At 69.1% G+C, this 15,187-nt stretch carries 15 protein-coding genes; 8 read left to right on the forward strand and 7 right to left on the reverse strand.

All coding sequences use genetic code 11. The annotated features are described in order from the left end of the window. Positions 1 to 7: 7 nt before the first annotated feature. The 3 genes from IEZ09_RS07020 to IEZ09_RS07030 all read right to left on the reverse strand — a co-directional run bounded on the left by IEZ09_RS07020 (position 8) and on the right by IEZ09_RS07030 (position 2,853). Positions 8 to 565, reverse strand: coding sequence for a TetR/AcrR family transcriptional regulator (locus IEZ09_RS07020; protein ID WP_189252767.1), 558 nt, complete (start codon positions 563 to 565; stop codon positions 8 to 10). Continuing rightward, positions 562 to 1,956 (reverse strand): fatty acid desaturase, encoded by a 1,395-nt coding sequence (locus IEZ09_RS47670; RefSeq protein ID WP_189252768.1) that lies wholly within the window; start codon positions 1,954 to 1,956, stop codon positions 562 to 564. The genes IEZ09_RS07020 and IEZ09_RS47670 overlap by 4 nt, the downstream gene beginning before the upstream one ends. Positions 1,957 to 2,031: 75 nt before the next feature. After that, the gene (locus IEZ09_RS07030; RefSeq protein WP_189252769.1) at positions 2,032 to 2,853 is read right to left on the reverse strand and encodes a LysR family transcriptional regulator; all 822 of its coding nucleotides are present in this window, start codon (positions 2,851 to 2,853) and stop codon (positions 2,032 to 2,034) included. An 82-nt stretch (positions 2,854 to 2,935) separates the two neighbouring features. On the opposite strand from IEZ09_RS07030, the gene IEZ09_RS07035 reads away from it, so the two are divergent. Both IEZ09_RS07035 and IEZ09_RS07040 read left to right on the forward strand, forming a co-directional pair. After that, positions 2,936 to 3,805, forward strand: coding sequence for an MBL fold metallo-hydrolase (locus IEZ09_RS07035; protein WP_189252770.1), 870 nt, complete (start codon positions 2,936 to 2,938; stop codon positions 3,803 to 3,805). A gap of 83 nt (positions 3,806 to 3,888) precedes the next feature. Beyond that, positions 3,889 to 4,788, forward strand: coding sequence for a YncE family protein (locus IEZ09_RS07040; protein ID WP_189252771.1), 900 nt, complete (start codon positions 3,889 to 3,891; stop codon positions 4,786 to 4,788). Here the strand turns inward: IEZ09_RS07040 and IEZ09_RS07045 are convergent. Both IEZ09_RS07045 and IEZ09_RS07050 read right to left on the reverse strand, forming a co-directional pair. Then, positions 4,785 to 5,135, reverse strand: a complete 351-nt coding sequence (locus IEZ09_RS07045) for an MmcQ/YjbR family DNA-binding protein (RefSeq protein ID WP_189252772.1) — start codon at positions 5,133 to 5,135, stop codon at positions 4,785 to 4,787. The genes IEZ09_RS07040 and IEZ09_RS07045 overlap by 4 nt on opposite strands. Beyond that, a complete protein-coding gene (locus IEZ09_RS07050; RefSeq protein WP_189252773.1) occupies positions 5,135 to 6,379 on the reverse strand; it encodes a serine hydrolase domain-containing protein in 1,245 nt (414 codons plus the stop codon). Before IEZ09_RS07050 ends, IEZ09_RS07045 begins: the two co-directional genes overlap by 1 nt. Positions 6,380 to 6,627: 248 nt before the next feature. Here IEZ09_RS07050 and IEZ09_RS07055 point away from each other — a divergent pair, with 248 nt between their 5' ends. From IEZ09_RS07055 to IEZ09_RS07065, 3 genes are all read left to right on the forward strand, one after another. Beyond that, positions 6,628 to 7,323: a carbonic anhydrase family protein gene (locus IEZ09_RS07055; protein ID WP_189252774.1), complete on the forward strand. Its 696-nt coding sequence runs from the start codon at positions 6,628 to 6,630 to the stop codon at positions 7,321 to 7,323. 153 nt (positions 7,324 to 7,476) lie between these two features. Next, entirely contained in the window at positions 7,477 to 8,682 is a 1,206-nt protein-coding gene (locus IEZ09_RS07060) for an MFS transporter (RefSeq protein ID WP_189252775.1), read from the forward strand. Positions 8,683 to 8,696: 14 nt separating this feature from the next. Beyond that, positions 8,697 to 9,923 carry an MFS transporter gene (locus tag IEZ09_RS07065; RefSeq protein WP_229812307.1) on the forward strand — a complete coding sequence of 409 codons (1,227 nt, stop codon included), beginning with the start codon at positions 8,697 to 8,699 and terminating at the stop codon, positions 9,921 to 9,923. On the opposite strand, the gene IEZ09_RS07070 is transcribed toward IEZ09_RS07065, so the two are convergent. Next, positions 9,830 to 10,423, reverse strand: coding sequence for a DedA family protein (locus tag IEZ09_RS07070; protein WP_229812308.1), 594 nt, complete (start codon positions 10,421 to 10,423; stop codon positions 9,830 to 9,832). The two genes, IEZ09_RS07065 and IEZ09_RS07070, sit on opposite strands and share 94 nt — an antisense overlap. A gap of 182 nt (positions 10,424 to 10,605) precedes the next feature. On the opposite strand from IEZ09_RS07070, the gene IEZ09_RS07075 reads away from it, so the two are divergent. The 3 genes from IEZ09_RS07075 to IEZ09_RS07085 all read left to right on the forward strand — a co-directional run bounded on the left by IEZ09_RS07075 (position 10,606) and on the right by IEZ09_RS07085 (position 14,059). Then, positions 10,606 to 11,391 (forward strand): hypothetical protein, encoded by a 786-nt coding sequence (locus IEZ09_RS07075; protein WP_189252777.1) that lies wholly within the window; start codon positions 10,606 to 10,608, stop codon positions 11,389 to 11,391. A 72-nt stretch (positions 11,392 to 11,463) separates the two neighbouring features. Then, positions 11,464 to 12,816, forward strand: coding sequence for a gamma-glutamyltransferase (locus IEZ09_RS07080; protein WP_229812309.1), 1,353 nt, complete (start codon positions 11,464 to 11,466; stop codon positions 12,814 to 12,816). 64 nt (positions 12,817 to 12,880) lie between these two features. Next, positions 12,881 to 14,059 (forward strand): MFS transporter, encoded by a 1,179-nt coding sequence (locus tag IEZ09_RS07085; protein ID WP_268247606.1) that lies wholly within the window; start codon positions 12,881 to 12,883, stop codon positions 14,057 to 14,059. Here the strand turns inward: IEZ09_RS07085 and IEZ09_RS07090 are convergent. Further along, a complete protein-coding gene (locus tag IEZ09_RS07090; RefSeq protein ID WP_189252779.1) occupies positions 14,037 to 15,143 on the reverse strand; it encodes a hypothetical protein in 1,107 nt (368 codons plus the stop codon). The genes IEZ09_RS07085 and IEZ09_RS07090 overlap by 23 nt on opposite strands. Positions 15,144 to 15,187: the final 44 nt, after the last annotated feature.

The following is a 15,187-nucleotide window of genomic DNA, read 5'->3' on the forward strand; positions in this document are numbered from 1 at the left end:
AGCGTGGTCAGGCGAGCAACTTCCCGGCTGCCCAGGCGACCGCCGCGGCCGTGTCGGCGGGGGAGCCGGAGGGCTGCATCACGTGGCTGAGCACGTGCCGGACGATCAGGTCGACCGCGATGTCCAGCTCGTGTGGTTCGAGCGACAGCTCATACGGCTCCAGGCACCGCGACACCACGGCCTTCGCCGCGTCCAGCAACCCGTCGGTGTGGGTGGTGAGCAGCGGCAGCAACTCCGTGTTCGCCCCGTGCGTCGCGGACACCACGGCGTGCAGCAGAGCGTTGTCCTGCGCGAACTCCAGCACGCCGCGCACGGCGGCGTTGATCGCGGCGAGCACGTCCTCGGGGTGCTCGCCGAACGCGGTGGTCACCACCGCGAGGAAGCGGTCGAGCTCCGCGAGCACGACCGCTTCCGCCAGCTGGGGCTTGGAGCCCACCTCGTTGTAGACCGTCTGCCTGCTCACGCTCAGCTCGCCGGCCAGCCGCGACATGGTGACCGCCTGCCAGCCCTGGTCCGTGATGAGCTTGGCGGTGGCCGACAGGATCGCGTCGCGCAGTGGTGTCATGGGGCTCCGATGGAGACGAAGTCGACCTTTTCCCGCACCCCGCAGTCGGGACAGCACCAGGAGTCCGGCACCGCCGACCACGGCGTGCCCGCGGGGAAGCCCTCGCGAGGAGCGCCGACCGCGGAGTCGTAAACGTAACCGCACCCTGGGCAACGGCCGCCCTCGGCGTCCCGGTCGACCACCGCGGCGGTGTCCGGTGCCGGTGCCACCGTCCGCGCGGGCGGCAGCGGGTAGCGGGCCAGCACCTTCGCCCGCGCGGGCGGGTGGATGTTCGCCCGGCTGATGTCGCCGTCGAACTGGGCGAGCACGCGCGGATCCATGACACGGCGCCACACCGGCGGCACGAGCGCGAGCAGGATCATGCCCGCGTACCCGGTGGGCAGCACCGGCGACTCCTCGAAGTCGCGCAGCGTCTGGTAGCGCCGCACGGGGTTGGCGTGGTGGTCGCTGTGCCGCTGCAGGTGGTACAGCAGCACGTTGGTGGCGATGTTGTTGGAGTTCCAGCTGTGGCTGGGGTTCACCCGCTCGTACCGGACGCGGCCGGGGATCCCGACCTTCTGCCGCAGCATGCCGTAGTGCTCCATGTAGTTCACGACTTCGAGCAACGAGAAGCCGACGACGGCCTGCAACACCAGGTACGGCAGGATCCCGAACCCGAGCCACCAGATCATCGCGCCCCACAGCACCGCCGACATCAGCCACGCGTTGAGCACGTCGTTGCCGATGCGGTACGGGTGGCGGTCACGGCGTGCGTAGCGCTTCTTCTCCAGCCGCCACGCGCTTTTCACCGATCCCACGACCGTGCGCGGCCAGAACCGGTAGAAGCTCTCGCCGACCCGCGCGCTCGCGGGATCCTCCGGCGTCGCGACGCGCACGTGGTGCCCGCGGTTGTGCTCGATGTAGAAGTGGCCGTAGAAGCTCTGCGCCAGCGCGATCTTGGACAACCAGCGCTCGTGGCTCTCCTTCTTGTGCCCCAGCTCATGCGCGGTGTTGATGCCGATGCCGCCGATGCAGCCGATCGAGATCGCCAGCCCGATCTTGTCCACAACGGACAGACCTCCGGTCGCGATCACCCAGAACGCCGTGACGAAGCCCGCGTACTGGATGGGCAGGAACAGGAACGTGATCCACCGGTAGTACCTGTCCTGCTCCAGCGCCTCGATCAGCTCGTCCGGCGGGTTCGAGCGGTCCAGGCCCGCCATCAGGTCGATGGCAGGGACGATCAGGAGGACGACGACCGGGCCGGTCCACAGCCACACGCCCCAGCCGGTCAGCGCGTGCATCCCCAGCGCCACGAAGGCGAGCGACGGGACCACCAGGCCGATCAGCCACAGATACCGCTTGCGGTCCTTCCACTGCTCGGTTGAGCCGGGTGTGACGGTGCCTGTCATCGTCGCTCCTCCCGTGGGCTTTACAAAACCGTAGGAGATGTAAAACGGTTTGACAAGTGGGGCTGAGTTGTAAAGTCAGGACCCGTACGCCTCGACGGCCGCCTCGACGAAGCTCCTGACGAGCGGGTCGTCCCCGCGCCACGCGATCACCACCGGGCTGGGCGGCAGGTCGTCGAGCGGCACGACCACGAGCTCACCGAGGTCGTGACCGAGCGGCGCGAGGCCCACGGTTCCGTTCCACAGCACCGACTGGACGCACTCCTGCACCGCGCGGACGACCGGGCCCCGGCGGGATTTGCCGCCGTTCCAGTAGTTCTGCCACATCTCGTCGGTGCCCTCGGGGAACTGGAACCAGGTGCGGTCGTCCAGGTCCGCCGTGGTGAGGCGCTCGCGGCCGGCCAGCGGGTCGTCGGCTCTGAGCACCGCACCGATCGGATCTTGGCGCAGGACAAGGGTTTTCAGGCCCTGGGTGTCGAACGGCCCGCGCGTGAGGGCGACGTCGACCTGGTTGGTGCGCAGGCCGCAGGTGGGATCGGTGAGGTCGGCCTCGCGGATGCGGACCTCGACGTTCGGGTGTTTCTGCCGGAACGCCGCGGCGAGTCCGGCGGCGCCGTGGTCGGCGAGGATGCCGACGGTGATGGTGGCCTTCGCGAGCGTGGCGCGGATGCGGTCGGCGTGGTCCAGCAGGGCTTTCGCCTCGCGCAGCAGGGTGTGGCCCGCCTCGGTGAGGGTGACGCCTGCGGGGGAGCGGTGCAGCAGCGTGGTGCCGAGGTCGGTTTCGAGGTGTTTGATCGCGCGGCTCAGCGGTGGCTGGCTCAGGTGGAGCCGTCGCGCTGCCCGGCCGAAGTGGAGTTCCTCGGCTACCGCGACGAAGTAGCGCAGCGTTCGCAGCTCCATGATCAGGCACGATACTCGTCCGGTATCGGGGCCACCCACTTGGTCTTGGACCGGTCACGGGGTGCGGCGGTGGAGTGGGGGCATGAACATTCCCGACCCCGTCGTGGACGTGTCCGGTGCCGCCGAGATCGCGTCCGACGTCCTGGTGATCCCGAACCACGACGTCTCGCTCGTGCCCAACATCGGGATCATCGGTGGCGCGCAGGCCGTGCTCGTCGTGGACACCGGGCTCGGTGTCGCCAACGCGTCCGCGGTGCTGGAGTTCGCGTCGGAGGTGGCTCGCGGGCGGCGGCTGTACCTGACGACGACGCACTTCCACCCGGAGCACGCGTTCGGAGCTTCCGTGTTCGTGGGTTCGTACGTGGTGAACCGGGCGCAGGCGGATGACCTGCGGCGCAAGGGATCCGGCTACCTGGAGATGTTCCGCGGGTTCGGCGGGGTGATCGCCGACCGGCTGGCCGGGGCCGAGGTTCCCGTGCCCGACGTGGTGTTCGACGGGGTGCACTCGCTCGATCTCGGCGGCCGGACCGTGCTGCTGCGGCCCACCGGACGCGGCCACACGCTGGGGGACCAGGTGATCGAGGTGCCGGACGCGGGTGTGCTGTTCACCGGGGACCTCGCCGAGACCGGGCAGTTCGCGATCTTCCCGTGGTTCCCGCCGCACGACACCGACGTGTCCGGGGTTGCGTGGATCGGGGTGATGGACCGGTTGATCGCGGCCGGGCCTCGCTTCGTCGTGCCGGGGCATGGAACTCCGGGTGGTGTGGAGGTGCTGGAGGGTGTGCGGGACTACCTGCGGGAGCTGCGGGACGAGACCTGGCGGCGGCGCGACTCCGCGATGAAGGAGGCCGACGTCGTGGCCGAGGTGCGGGCCGTGTTGGTCGAGCGGCATCCCGAGTGGGCGGGGCGGGAGTGGATCGAACGCGGGGTCGGGTGCCTGTGCGCTGAATAATCGCTTTGCGGTGTCGAGGTCTCCGCCTCACTCTCGTCTCGACATGGAAAAACGTTTTGGTATACGGCAAAACGTGCCGTGGGATGTTGAACTGCTCAGCGACCGGGTGCCTCGCGCCGCTGCCCGGCGACTGGCTCGCCCGCACCGCGGACGGACTCGTCGCACTCCACGCGGGGTTCGTGTGCCCGCCGCCGCTCGTCGTGGAGGACTACGGGGACGAGGCGTGGCGGGAGGCGGTCCCGGCACTGCACACGTCGCCGGACGGCCGCTACGCCGCCGTGGTGAACGACTACGGCAACCTCGCCGTGGTGGTCGACCTCGCCTCCGGGGAGGTGGTGCTGAGCCTGGACCGCGATCACGTCCACACCGCGACGACGACACCGTTCCCGATCGCGTTTCTGCCCGGTGATCGCGTCGTCGCGGCCACGCACGTCAACCGGCTCGACGTGGTCGACCTGACGACCGGCGCGGTGCTGACCGAGCGGGAGACCGACTTCAGCCTCTACCACGGGCGGTTGACCGTCAGCCCGTGCGGGCGGTGGTTCCTCGACGACAGGTGGGTGTGGCATCCGTTCGGCCTGCCCTCGGTCGTCGACGTCGATCACTGGCTGCGGACGGGCGGAGATCCGGACGGTGTCGCTCTCTCGGACCGCGACGGCGTGTGGGACCAACCGGCGGCATGGGTGTCGTCGGAAGTCGTTGCGATTCAACGGATCGGCACCCGCTACGAGGAGATGATCGACGGCGTCGAGCTGTACGCGGTGCCGGACGGACCTCCGCTGAAACCCGTGGAGGGACCGTCCGGCCGCATGTGGGCGCATCGCGGGCTGCTGTACGTGAGCGCGACGGCCGGGCTCGAGGTCTGGGACCCCGAGCGCGGCGCGCGCGTCGGCCTGGTGGAGGGGTTCCGGCCGATCGCGCACCGCGAGGGGACGTTCGCCGAACTGCGCGACGGTCAGCTCTATAGCTTCAGTGTTGACTAAAGACAATCCTCGCCGAGGTAGGCGCGGATGACCTTCTTGGGCACGCACATCGTCCAAGCCCCGACGACGAGCTCTGTCATCTCCTCGACGTCCAGCTCGGCCATCGAGGCGTGCACCCACTGGAACCGCATGTCGGACTGGCTGGGGAACGCGAACTTCACCGGGTCGCCGGCGACGAGGGCTTCGCGTTCCTCGCGCGGATAGCCGAAGCCGAGCACGGTCTCGTCGCGGGAGAGGGCCGCGTAGACGATCTTGCCCACGCGGAACTTCACGCGGTCGCGGATCAGGTGTTCGGTGGTGCGTGGCAGCGACAGTGCCACGGCGCGGACGTCGGCGACGGTGACCATCAGGCAATCCTGTACGCCGCGCCGCCGTTGTGCAGGAACTTGGCGCGACCGGTGCCGTCGGAACCGATCAGGGACATGACCTCGTGGCCGCGGGTGGTGATGATCGTGTCGTCGCCGAGCCGGACCACCTCGACGGGATCCGTGCGGTCGCCGAGGAACGACGCGGCCAGGTCGCTGCGCGGGCGGTAGGTCAGGCACGTGCTGTCGAGGGTGATGTCGTACAACGGATTGCGGTAGGTGCCGTGCATCCGGTCGTCGATCGGGGCGGGGTCGGCGGGCGGCGTGGGTGGTGGTGCCACGTCGATGCCGTTCTCGGTGAAGATCTCGTGGGCCAGCGGCCGGCCGTTGGTGCTGTTGGTCAGCACCGCCACCGCCAGGCCACGGGACGGATCGACGCGCAGGAACGCCTTCTGTCCCTTGGAGACGCCGGTGTGACCGACGACGTTGCCCGGATGGAGCATCCAGCCGAGGCCCCAGCCGGAGATGTCGTCACCGAAGTCCGGGACGTCGTTCACCTGCGGTTCGCGCAGCCCGGCGAAGTCGGTCAGCTGCAGGCGGACGAACGTCAGCAGGTCGCGGGCGCTCATCGCGAGGTGTGAGCCGCTGGGAGCCGTGCGGTAGGAGACCGCCCACTTCTTCGTGGGCACGGTTCCGGCGTGACCGACCGCGGCGCGGTGCAGGATCGCCTCGTACGGGATGGTGGCGACGGTGGTCAGGCCCAGCGGGGCCACCAGCTGTTCGCGGAGGACGTCGTGGAAAGGCTTGCCGCGCAACACTTCCACGAGCCTGCCGAGCACGGTGAACCCGGTGTTGGAGTAGGAGAGGAGCGTGCCGGGCGGAAGCAGGTGCTCCTCGTCGGCGAGGGTGGCGACGAACTTCGCGATGGCGTCGTCGTTGCAGCCGGTGTCGGTGAAGTGGTTGGGCGCGATGCCGCTGGTGTGGGTGAGCAGGTGGCGTGCGGTCACGGCTTCGGTGGCCTGGTCGTCGCTCAACCGGAAGCCGGGCAGGTGGTCGCGGACGGGGTCGTCGAGGGTCAGGGCGCCTTCGTCGACGAGTTGCTGGACCAGGGTGGCGGTCCAGATCTTGGTGATCGAGCCGATCTTGAACACCGAGTCGGTGGTGGCCGGCACCTGCGTGCGGGTGCTGAGCACGCCCGCGGCCTCGTCCCGGATCTCGCCGTCCGCCAGGATCGCGACCTGTGCGCCCGGGACGTCGTGCTTCGCGATGAGCTCGCTCAGGTTCATCAGGAGATCCTCGGCAGGGCGTTCGTGTTGTGGTCGCTCAATTCAAAGCCAGGCAAATGAGAACGAATCGGACAATCGAGATCAAGTGTGCCATTGTTGTTCGCGCTTATAGAGGTCGGCCTCCAATTGAGACCGGAATGAATCCGGAACGGTGAGAGCGAGACCACACTCCAGTTCTCTTTTCACTCGATCGGGTGAAAAGTGAGCCAATGAACCTAAGACGGTCCCTTCCGGCTCTATTACCGCTGGTGCTCGCCGCGTCTTTCGCCGCGGTGGGCACCGCCGAGTCGGGGACACCGAAGCAGAGTCCCGTCAACGTCACGCCCGGCGCGATCCGGTTCGACCCGCACGCGCCCAAGCTGGACGTCACGTACGGCTACTCCGCGCTGGAACTGAAGTACATCCGCAAGGACGCGGCCAAGTCCGACGGCTGCACGACCCGCGACCACGAGGAAACCGAAGAGGCGGAGGTCCAGCCAGGTTCCGGTCACGTCACCGTCGCCGGCACCCGCTACGACCTGGTGCAGTTCCACTTCCACACGCCTTCTGAGCACCAGTTCGGTGGTCGCAACACGCCGCTCGAAATGCACCTCGTGCACCGCAGCGCGGAGGGCAAACTGCTGGTGATCGGCGTCCCGCTGGTCGTCGGCACGCACTCCGTCGTCGACGACGTCCTGGCGAAGCTCGCCCCGGAATGCGGCGACCCGGTGGACATCGAGCCCGTCAACCTCAACCGGTTGCTGCCGTTCAACCATCAGACGCTGCACTACACCGGTTCGCTCACCACGGCTCCGTTCACCGAGGGCGTCGAGTGGTACCTGACGGGCGAGCAGCACGTGACGGCCGCGACCATCGCGCGCTTCAAGGGTCTGTTCACCGAGGGCAACGCTCGGGCGGTGCAGCCGTTGAACGGCAGGACCATCGTGGAGGTCCCGCGCATCTGATCCACCGCTCGCTGGAAGGCCGGTCCCTGGTCGGGGGCCGGCCTTTCGCGTGTGCGGAGTGACGGGCTTCACCGATTCAGGAGTCGCCTGCAATTGTCCGCGTGTGCAACTATTGCCAACGCGGACAACCTACGACTTCAAGGACTGTGTGACATGCCTGTCGCTCTGCTCGCCCTCGCGATCAGCGCCTTCGCCATCGGCACGACCGAGTTCGTGATCATGGGCCTGCTCCCCGAAGTGGCGACTGACCTGGGCGTTTCCATCCCCTCTGCGGGCCTGCTGATCTCCGGCTACGCGCTCGGCGTCGTGATCGGCGCCCCGTTGCTGACCGTTCTCGGCGGGCGCCTGCCGCGCAAGACGATGCTCATGGCGCTGATGGGCCTGTTCATCGCGGGCAACTTCATCTCGGCGTTGGCCGAGACCTACGGCGTGCTGATGAGTGGCCGGGTCGTCGCGGCGCTGGCCCACGGCGCGTTCTTCGGGGTCGGGTCGGTCGTCGCCGCCGACCTCGTTGCACCACAACGCAAGGCGAGCGCCATCGCGTTGATGTTCACCGGTCTGACCGTGGCGAACGTTCTGGGCGTGCCGATGGGCACGGCGCTCGGGCAGCAACTGGGGTGGCGTTCGACGTTCTGGGCGGTGACCGCTCTCGGTGTGATCGGGCTGCTCGGCATCCTGTTCCTGGTGCCGCGGCAGGAGAAGCAAGCCGGCGACCTGCGTGGCGAACTGGCCGTGTTCCGCAACCCGCAGGTGTGGCTCGCACTGCTGATGACCGCGCTCGGGTTTGCGGGCGTCTTCGCGTCGTTCACCTACATCGCGCCGATGATGACGGAGGTTGCGGGCTTCTCGTCGGGTGCCGTCACGTGGCTGCTGGTGCTGTTCGGCGTGGGCCTCTTCGCGGGCAACCTGCTGGGCGGCAAGGCCGCGGACCGCTCGGTCATGAAGAGCACGGTGGTCATCCTGGCCGCGCTGGCCGCGGTCCTGACGGCCTTCGTGTTCACCGCCCACTCGATGCCGCTCGCCGCCGTCACGATCGTGCTGTTCGGCGCGGCCGGGTTCGCCACGGTGCCGCCGTTGCAGATGCGGGTCGTGCAGACCGCGAAGAACGCGCCCGCGCTGGCATCGGCGGCGAACATCGCGGCGTTCAACCTCGGCAACGCCGGTGGGGCGTGGCTCGGCGGGCTCGCGATCGAGAACGGGCTCGGCTACACGGCGCCGAACTGGATCGGCGCGCTGCTGGCCATCGGCGGTCTCGCCACCGCTGGCGTCTCGATCCTGCTCGAAAGGCGTGTGAGCAGCGGCACGAAGGCTTCTGAAGCGCGTCAGAAGGACCGTAAAGTCGTTCCGGTAGCTAACTAACTCCGGGGGACCCTGTGAACACGACCCGCGCCATGACCGCGCTCGCGCTCGGCGGGTTCGGCATCGGTACGACCGAGTTCGCGACGATGGGGCTGCTGCCCCAGATCGCGGAGACCTTCAAGATCCCCGACTACGAGGCCGGCCACGCCATCAGCCTCTACGCCGCCGGTGTCGTCGTCGGTGCGCCGTTGATCGCGGTGCTCGGCGCCAAGCTTCCGCGCAAGGGGATGCTGATCGGGCTGATGCTCGCGGTGGCGCTGGGCAACGGGTTGTCGGCCGCGGCTCAGGACAAGACTCTTCTGCTCGTCGCCCGGTTCGTCGCCGGGCTGCCGCACGGCGCGTTCTTCGGCATCGCGGCGGTGGTGGCGGCAATGCTCGTGGCTCCCGAACGGCGTGGCACGGCCGTTGCGCGCGTGATGGTCGGTCTGACCGTGGCGAACCTTGTCGGCGTGCCCTTGGCGACGGCGGCGGGGCAGCAGATCGGCTGGCGCACGGCGTACCTCGCGGTGGCGGTGATCGCGCTGGTCACGGCGGCGGCGATCGCGGCATGGGTGCCGCGAGTGCCCAAGGTCGAGGGCGCGTCGATGAAGGGCGAGGTGCGCGCGTTCGGGCGGCCGACGGTGTGGTTCGCGATCTTCACCGGCATGATCGGCTTCGGCGGCATGTTCGCCGTCTACTCCTACGTCGCGCCGCTGACGACCGAGGTCGCCGGGCTGCCGGCGAGCGCGGTGCCGTGGATGCTCGCGGTATTCGGGCTCGGCATGACGCTCGGGGCGACCTTCGGCGGCCGGTTCGTGGACCGGTCCGCGATGGGCTCGGTGTTCGGCGGGCTGGTCGCGGTCTGCCTGATCCTCGTCCTCTTCGGACTGACGGCGACGGTCCCCGCGTTCATGTTCTTCTTCCTGTTCCTGCTCGGGTTCGTCGTGCAGATCCTGGCCGCCGCGCTGCAGATCCGGCTCATGGACGCCTCGCCGGACGCGCCGTCGCTCGCCTCCTCGTCGAACCACTCGTCGCTCAACGTCGCCAACGGCGCGGGCGCGTGGCTCGGCGGCCTGGCGATCGCGGCGGGCTGGGGTTACACCTCCACGGCGTGGGTCGGTGTCGCGCTTTCGCTGGCAGGACTGGCGATCGCACTCGCGTCGGTGGCCTACGAACGGCGTGCTTTGACGCGCGAGACCACGAACCAGACGATGGCGATGGCGAGCGCGGCCAGCACCGCCGTCGAGACCCAGCCCAGGTAGCGGTCGACCAGCTGGTAGTTCTCGCCGAGCGCGTAGCCGGTGAGGATCAGCGCGGTGTTCCACCCGAGGCTGCCCGCCGCCGTGTAGAGCGTGAACTTCGCGATCGGCATGCCCGACACCCCGGCGGGCACGGAGATCAGGCTCCGCACGACCGGCACCATCCGCCCGAAGAACACGGCGGCGTTGCCGTGCCGGTCGAACCACTCGTCGGCTTTGTCCACATCGGACACCTGGACGAACGGCAGCTTCCCCGCGACCCGGCGCAGGCGGTCCAGGCCCAGCCACGCGCCCAGGCCGTACAGCACCAGCGCGCCGACGACAGAACCCGCCGTGGTCCACAGGATCGCGGCGACGAGCGAGATCCTGCCCTGGCCGGCGGTGAACCCGGCAAGCGGCAGGATCACCTCGCTCGGCACCGGCGGGAACACGTTCTCCAGCGCCACCGCGAGTCCCGCGCCGGGTGATCCCAGCGCCTCCATCAGCCGAGTGATCCACTCCATGGTCGTCGAATTACCCGTTTTGCCCGGCCTTCCAACCGACAGGGTCCGGCCAGCGCTCAAGCTCCGATGAATCATGTCAAATTCTGGCATTACGCGTGACTTTCGTTGACACGACGCGTCGAGACCTCCTACCTTCGTGGTGTTCCCCTGTCGTACGCCGCCAGGAAGGACGCATCGAAACGATGGAATCGCGCATCACCCGCAGGGCAGCCCTCACCGCGGCCGCCCTGATGCTCGTCACGATCCACCCCGCGTCGGCCCTCGCCCCCGCGTGGCACCCCAACCCCGCGACCGACGGCCTCAAGGCGTTCGAGGGCATCGAGGTCGACCGCGGCAACAAGTTCCCCGAGCGCAGGGGCAAGTACATCGTCGTCGAGGGCGACCACTACCGGTTCAACATCTGGAAGAACGACCGCGACACCACCGGTGGTGGCGACCGTCAGCGCACCGAGTCCAAGGGCATGGTCGCCAACGGCAGCGCCCTCAAGATGAAGAACGGCGAGACGTGGGTCATCTCCTACGAGATGTACATGCCGTCGTCGCTGCACGGCACAAGCAAGTTCACGCACATCTTCCAGACCAAGACACCGTCCACCAACGGCGGCCCGTGGACGACCCTGTCGTTGAGCCGCAGCGGTAGCACCGAAACCATCCGGGCGCGCGCGTTCAGCACGTCCGGTGCACCGGACATCGCCTCCACGAACCTGGCCCCGCTGCGCGACAAGTGGGTCACCGTCGAGTGGACGATCACGCCGGGCTCGAGCGGCACCGTCGGCTTCGTGCTGCGCAACGGCACGGGGGCGAACGCGCCGATCGCGGTGCAGGGCAAGCGTTCCGGCGTGCGGATCCCGGACGAGGGCGACTACGTGCGCCCGAAGTGGGGCATCTACCGCTCGGTCGAGAGCGCCTCGTCCGACATCCTCGACACCTACATCAACTTCCGGAACTACACGGCCACCAAGAAGTGAGGTGAGGGCCGGGTGGCCCGCTGATCGCGATGAGGTCTACCGTTGACTGCCTTCACTTCACGGAGGTCGACGGTGCGAGGCGCGATCGCGGCGGGTCACCCGCTCACCGCACAGGCGGGCGCGGCGATGCTGCGCGCCGGAGGGAACGCCGTCGACGCGGCCGTTGCCGCGATGCTGACGTCGTGCGTCACCGAGCCGTTGCTGACGGGCCTCGGCGCGGCCGGGTACATGCTCATCGCCCCGGCCGGGGAACCCCCTGTGCTGCTGGACTTCTCGGCGGAGGCACCCGGTCGCGCGGCGTCGGGCGCGCGGGCTCCGCTCGACCCCATCACCGTCCACTTCGGTGACGCCGAGCAGGAGTTCCACGTCGGACCGTCGTCGGTCGCCGCCTACGGGATGCCCGCCGGTGCCGCGAAGGCCGCCGCGTACGGCCGTGCGCCGCTCGACGAACTCGTGGCCATCGCGGCGAAACACGCCCGCGAAGGCCACCGCGTCAACCGGTTCCAGGCCTACGTCACCTCACTGCTGCTGCCGCTCGCCCGCAGCGCGGGCCTCACCGCGTTCGAGGAGGGCGAGCTCCTCGTCCAGCCCGAGCTCGCCGAGGCCCTCGACCGGCTCGGCAGGGACGGCGCGGCCCCGTTCTACACCGGCGACGTCGCGGCCGCGATCGCCGACACGATCACGGCGGCCGGCGGCGACCTCGGCCGCGCGGACCTCGCCGCCTACGACGTCATCCCGCGCGAACCGCTGCACGCGCGCCACCGCGGCCGTGACGTCCACACGAACCCGCCGCCGGCGGCGGGCGGCACGCTGCTCACGCAGATGCTGGAGGCGTTGCCGGACAACCCGTCGCAACGAGACCTGATCCGCGCGATGGCCGCCCCGAAGACGCACCTGAACCGCCTCGGCTCCACCACGCACATCTCCGTGCTCGACGCCGACGGCACCGCCTGCTCGGTCACGACGACCAACGGCGCGGGCTCCGGCATCTCGATCGCGGGTGTGCACCTGAACAACATGATGGGCGAGGAGGACCTCTCGCCCGACGGCTTCTTCAGCCACGCCCCCGGCGACCGGCTGCCGTCAATGATGTCCCCGACCGTCGTGACCAACGACGGCGGCGCCGAGCTCGTGCTCGGCAGCGCGGGCTCCAGCCGGATCTGCGGCGCGGTCCTGCAGGTGCTCGTGAACGTCCTCGACCGCGGCATGCCCGCCCAGGACGCCGTCGACGCGCCCCGGATGCACCTCGGGGGAGACCACCTCCACGTCGAACCGGGAATTCGACCGGAAAGTGAAATGCCGGTGACGTATTTCCGCGCGCCGAGCATGTTCTTCGGCGGCTGTCAGGTCGTCGAGATGACGGGATCGGGCCTGCTCAGGGGTGGCGGGGATCACCGCAGGGGCGGCGCGGCCGTCATCGTGTGAGACATTGCCCGCATAATGAGAAATCCAGTTTCCTGATTAACGAGTCAACCCGCACGATGGCGTGGTGACGGCACTACGCGAGAGAACATCCTCGCCGCTCCTTTCCCGCACGTTCCTCCAACTCTCCGTCATCAGCGTCGTGTCCGGCGTTTCGATGGCGTTCGCGATGCCGTTCCACTCGCTGTTCCTGACCGCCGAGGTCAAGGTGACGCCGGTGCAGCTGAGCGCGTTCCTGATCGCGAGCCCGCTCGCGTCCGTGGTCGTCAGCACGATCATGGGCAAGCTGTCGGACGGCCGGGTGCAGCGCCGCTACCTGCTCGCCGCGGGCGGTGTCGCCGGCGCGATCGGCTACGGCCTGTTCGCCGTGCTGCGCGACTACTGGCTCCTGCTCGGCACGGCCGTGGTCTTCGTGGCGATGACGTCGTCGTTGCTCCCGCAGATCTTCGCCTACGGGCGCGCGGCGTCGCGGGGCCCGTCGATGATGGTCAGCGTCCTGCGCACGCTGCTGTCCGTCGCGTGGGTGGCGGGTCCGCCGCTGGCCGCGCTGATGGTCGCCAAGACCGGGTGGGTCGGCCTCTTCACCGCCACGGCACTGCTGCAGCTCGGCGTCGCGGTGCTCGCCCTGACGCTCCCGGTTCCCGCGGCGGAACCGGAGAAGCCGGTCGAGGAGGAGGCAGCGGGTCCGACCCGCGGCGGGATGGCGGTCGTCGCCGCCGCGTTCGTGTTCCTGCAGGGTTCGGTCGGGCTCGCGGTCGGCGGCCTGCCGCTGTTCGTCACGACCGAACTGCACGGCACGGCGGGTGACGCCGGGCTCGCGATGGGGCTGTGCGCGGCGCTGGAGATCCCGATGATCCTTTGGTTCGGGTCGCTGGCGAACCGCGTGTCCCAGCACAAGCTCGTCGTCACGGGCGCGGTGATCGGCTTGAGCTATCACGGCCTGATGCTGCTGACCGACTCCGTCTGGCAGGTGCTGGCCGCGCAGCTGCTGCACGCCACCGTCATCTCGCTCGTGATGGGTGTGGGCATCACCTACTTCCAGAGCCTCGACCCCGGCCGTCCCGGTCACGCCTCGACGATGTTCACCAACACCCAGATCGTTGGCGGCATGATCGCGGGCGCGCTGACCGGTCTCGCCGCGCAGCTGGGCTTCCGCTGGATCTACGGGTTCAGCCTCTCGATGGTCGCGCTCGGGCTGACCCTGCTGGTCGTGGCGGGCAGGGTCACTGAATCGTCGAGGCGGTGACCTTCGGCTTCTCCCCGGCGCCGAGGTAGAAGATCCCCTTGATCGTCTCGAAGCCGTCACTCGGGTTGCGGCGCAACGTGGAGCCCTCCACCGACATCGAGCCCGACTTGTCGTTGCTGACGAAGAACACCGCGCCACCGCCCTCGTTGGCGTGGTTGTCCTCGATCAGCGACCCCGCGATCCGCAGCGTGAACGTGTTGCCGTCGTTGTAGATCGCGCCACCGCTGCCGCCGCCCGGCGTGCCTCCGCGCGCCGGGTTGGCGCCGCGGCCGATGGCTTTGTTGCCCTTCATCAGGCTGTTGAGCACCACCCACGACGCGCCGATGCTGCTCAGCGCACCGCCGTTGGAGCACACGCCGCCCTCGAACGTGCTGCTGGTGACGTAGACCGGCACCTTGTCGGCCCAGTCCGTCACGCGGATCGCGGCACCGCCTAGATCGGGACCGTTGGCATCGCATTTGTTGTTGGCGAATCGGGAGTTCACGACCTTGAGCTGACCGCCGCGCACCATGATCGCGCCGCCGCCCCCGCCGTCGGCCGTGTCGCCGGTCGAGTTGCCGTCGGCGAGGGTGATGTTCTGGACCACCAGCCTCGGCCCGTTCTGGTCGATGACCCGGCGCTGTCCCTGGCCGCTCAAGGTGATCCGGCCGCCGCCGTCGAGGACGGTTCTCGCGCGGACCTTCGCGGTGGCGGCCAGGGGAATGGTGTGCGGGTTCGGCCCGCAGTTGAACGTGATGACCCCGCCGGCGGCGACCGCGTCGACCACGGCCTGCGAGGTGCAGCTCGCCGGCGTGCCGGTGCCGATCACGCGGGTGGGTCTGGAGGTGTCCTCGGCGGCGGCTTCTGCTGGTACGGCGGCGGAACCGCTGGGATTGCCGAACTTCGCGGGAGGCGGTGGAGGAGGGGGAGCGGGCGTGGGAGGGGCGGCGCTGCTGCTGCTCGGGGGTGGCGTCGTCGTCACGACCGTGACGGTCTGCGGAGACGACGCCGGGGGTAATGGTGCGGCGACCGGGTTGCCCGGGATCGCCGTGCCGCAGCCCGCCACGAGGACGGCCAGCAGGACGACCACCTGTCTACCTGACATGGCGGGCACCCTAACCCGTGTCGCGCTGACCACGTCACCCCAAC

The sequence above is a fragment of the Lentzea flava genome (assembly GCF_014648475.1).
Classification (GTDB): Bacteria; Actinomycetota; Actinomycetes; order Mycobacteriales; family Pseudonocardiaceae; genus Lentzea; species Lentzea flava.

Coding starts and splice junctions, on each gene's coding strand:
- IEZ09_RS07020 (WP_189252767.1), bottom strand. CDS start 565: ATGACACCACTGCGCGACGCGATCCTGTCGGCCACCGCCAAGCTCATC.
- IEZ09_RS47670 (WP_189252768.1), bottom strand. CDS start 1,956: ATGACAGGCACCGTCACACCCGGCTCAACCGAGCAGTGGAAGGACCGC.
- IEZ09_RS07030 (WP_189252769.1), bottom strand. CDS start 2,853: ATGGAGCTGCGAACGCTGCGCTACTTCGTCGCGGTAGCCGAGGAACTC.
- IEZ09_RS07035 (WP_189252770.1), top strand. CDS start 2,936: ATGAACATTCCCGACCCCGTCGTGGACGTGTCCGGTGCCGCCGAGATC.
- IEZ09_RS07040 (WP_189252771.1), top strand. CDS start 3,889: ATGTTGAACTGCTCAGCGACCGGGTGCCTCGCGCCGCTGCCCGGCGAC.
- IEZ09_RS07045 (WP_189252772.1), bottom strand. CDS start 5,135: ATGGTCACCGTCGCCGACGTCCGCGCCGTGGCACTGTCGCTGCCACGC.
- IEZ09_RS07050 (WP_189252773.1), bottom strand. CDS start 6,379: ATGAACCTGAGCGAGCTCATCGCGAAGCACGACGTCCCGGGCGCACAG.
- IEZ09_RS07060 (WP_189252775.1), top strand. CDS start 7,477: ATGCCTGTCGCTCTGCTCGCCCTCGCGATCAGCGCCTTCGCCATCGGC.
- IEZ09_RS07070 (WP_229812308.1), bottom strand. CDS start 10,423: ATGGAGTGGATCACTCGGCTGATGGAGGCGCTGGGATCACCCGGCGCG.
- IEZ09_RS07075 (WP_189252777.1), top strand. CDS start 10,606: ATGGAATCGCGCATCACCCGCAGGGCAGCCCTCACCGCGGCCGCCCTG.
- IEZ09_RS07090 (WP_189252779.1), bottom strand. CDS start 15,143: ATGTCAGGTAGACAGGTGGTCGTCCTGCTGGCCGTCCTCGTGGCGGGC.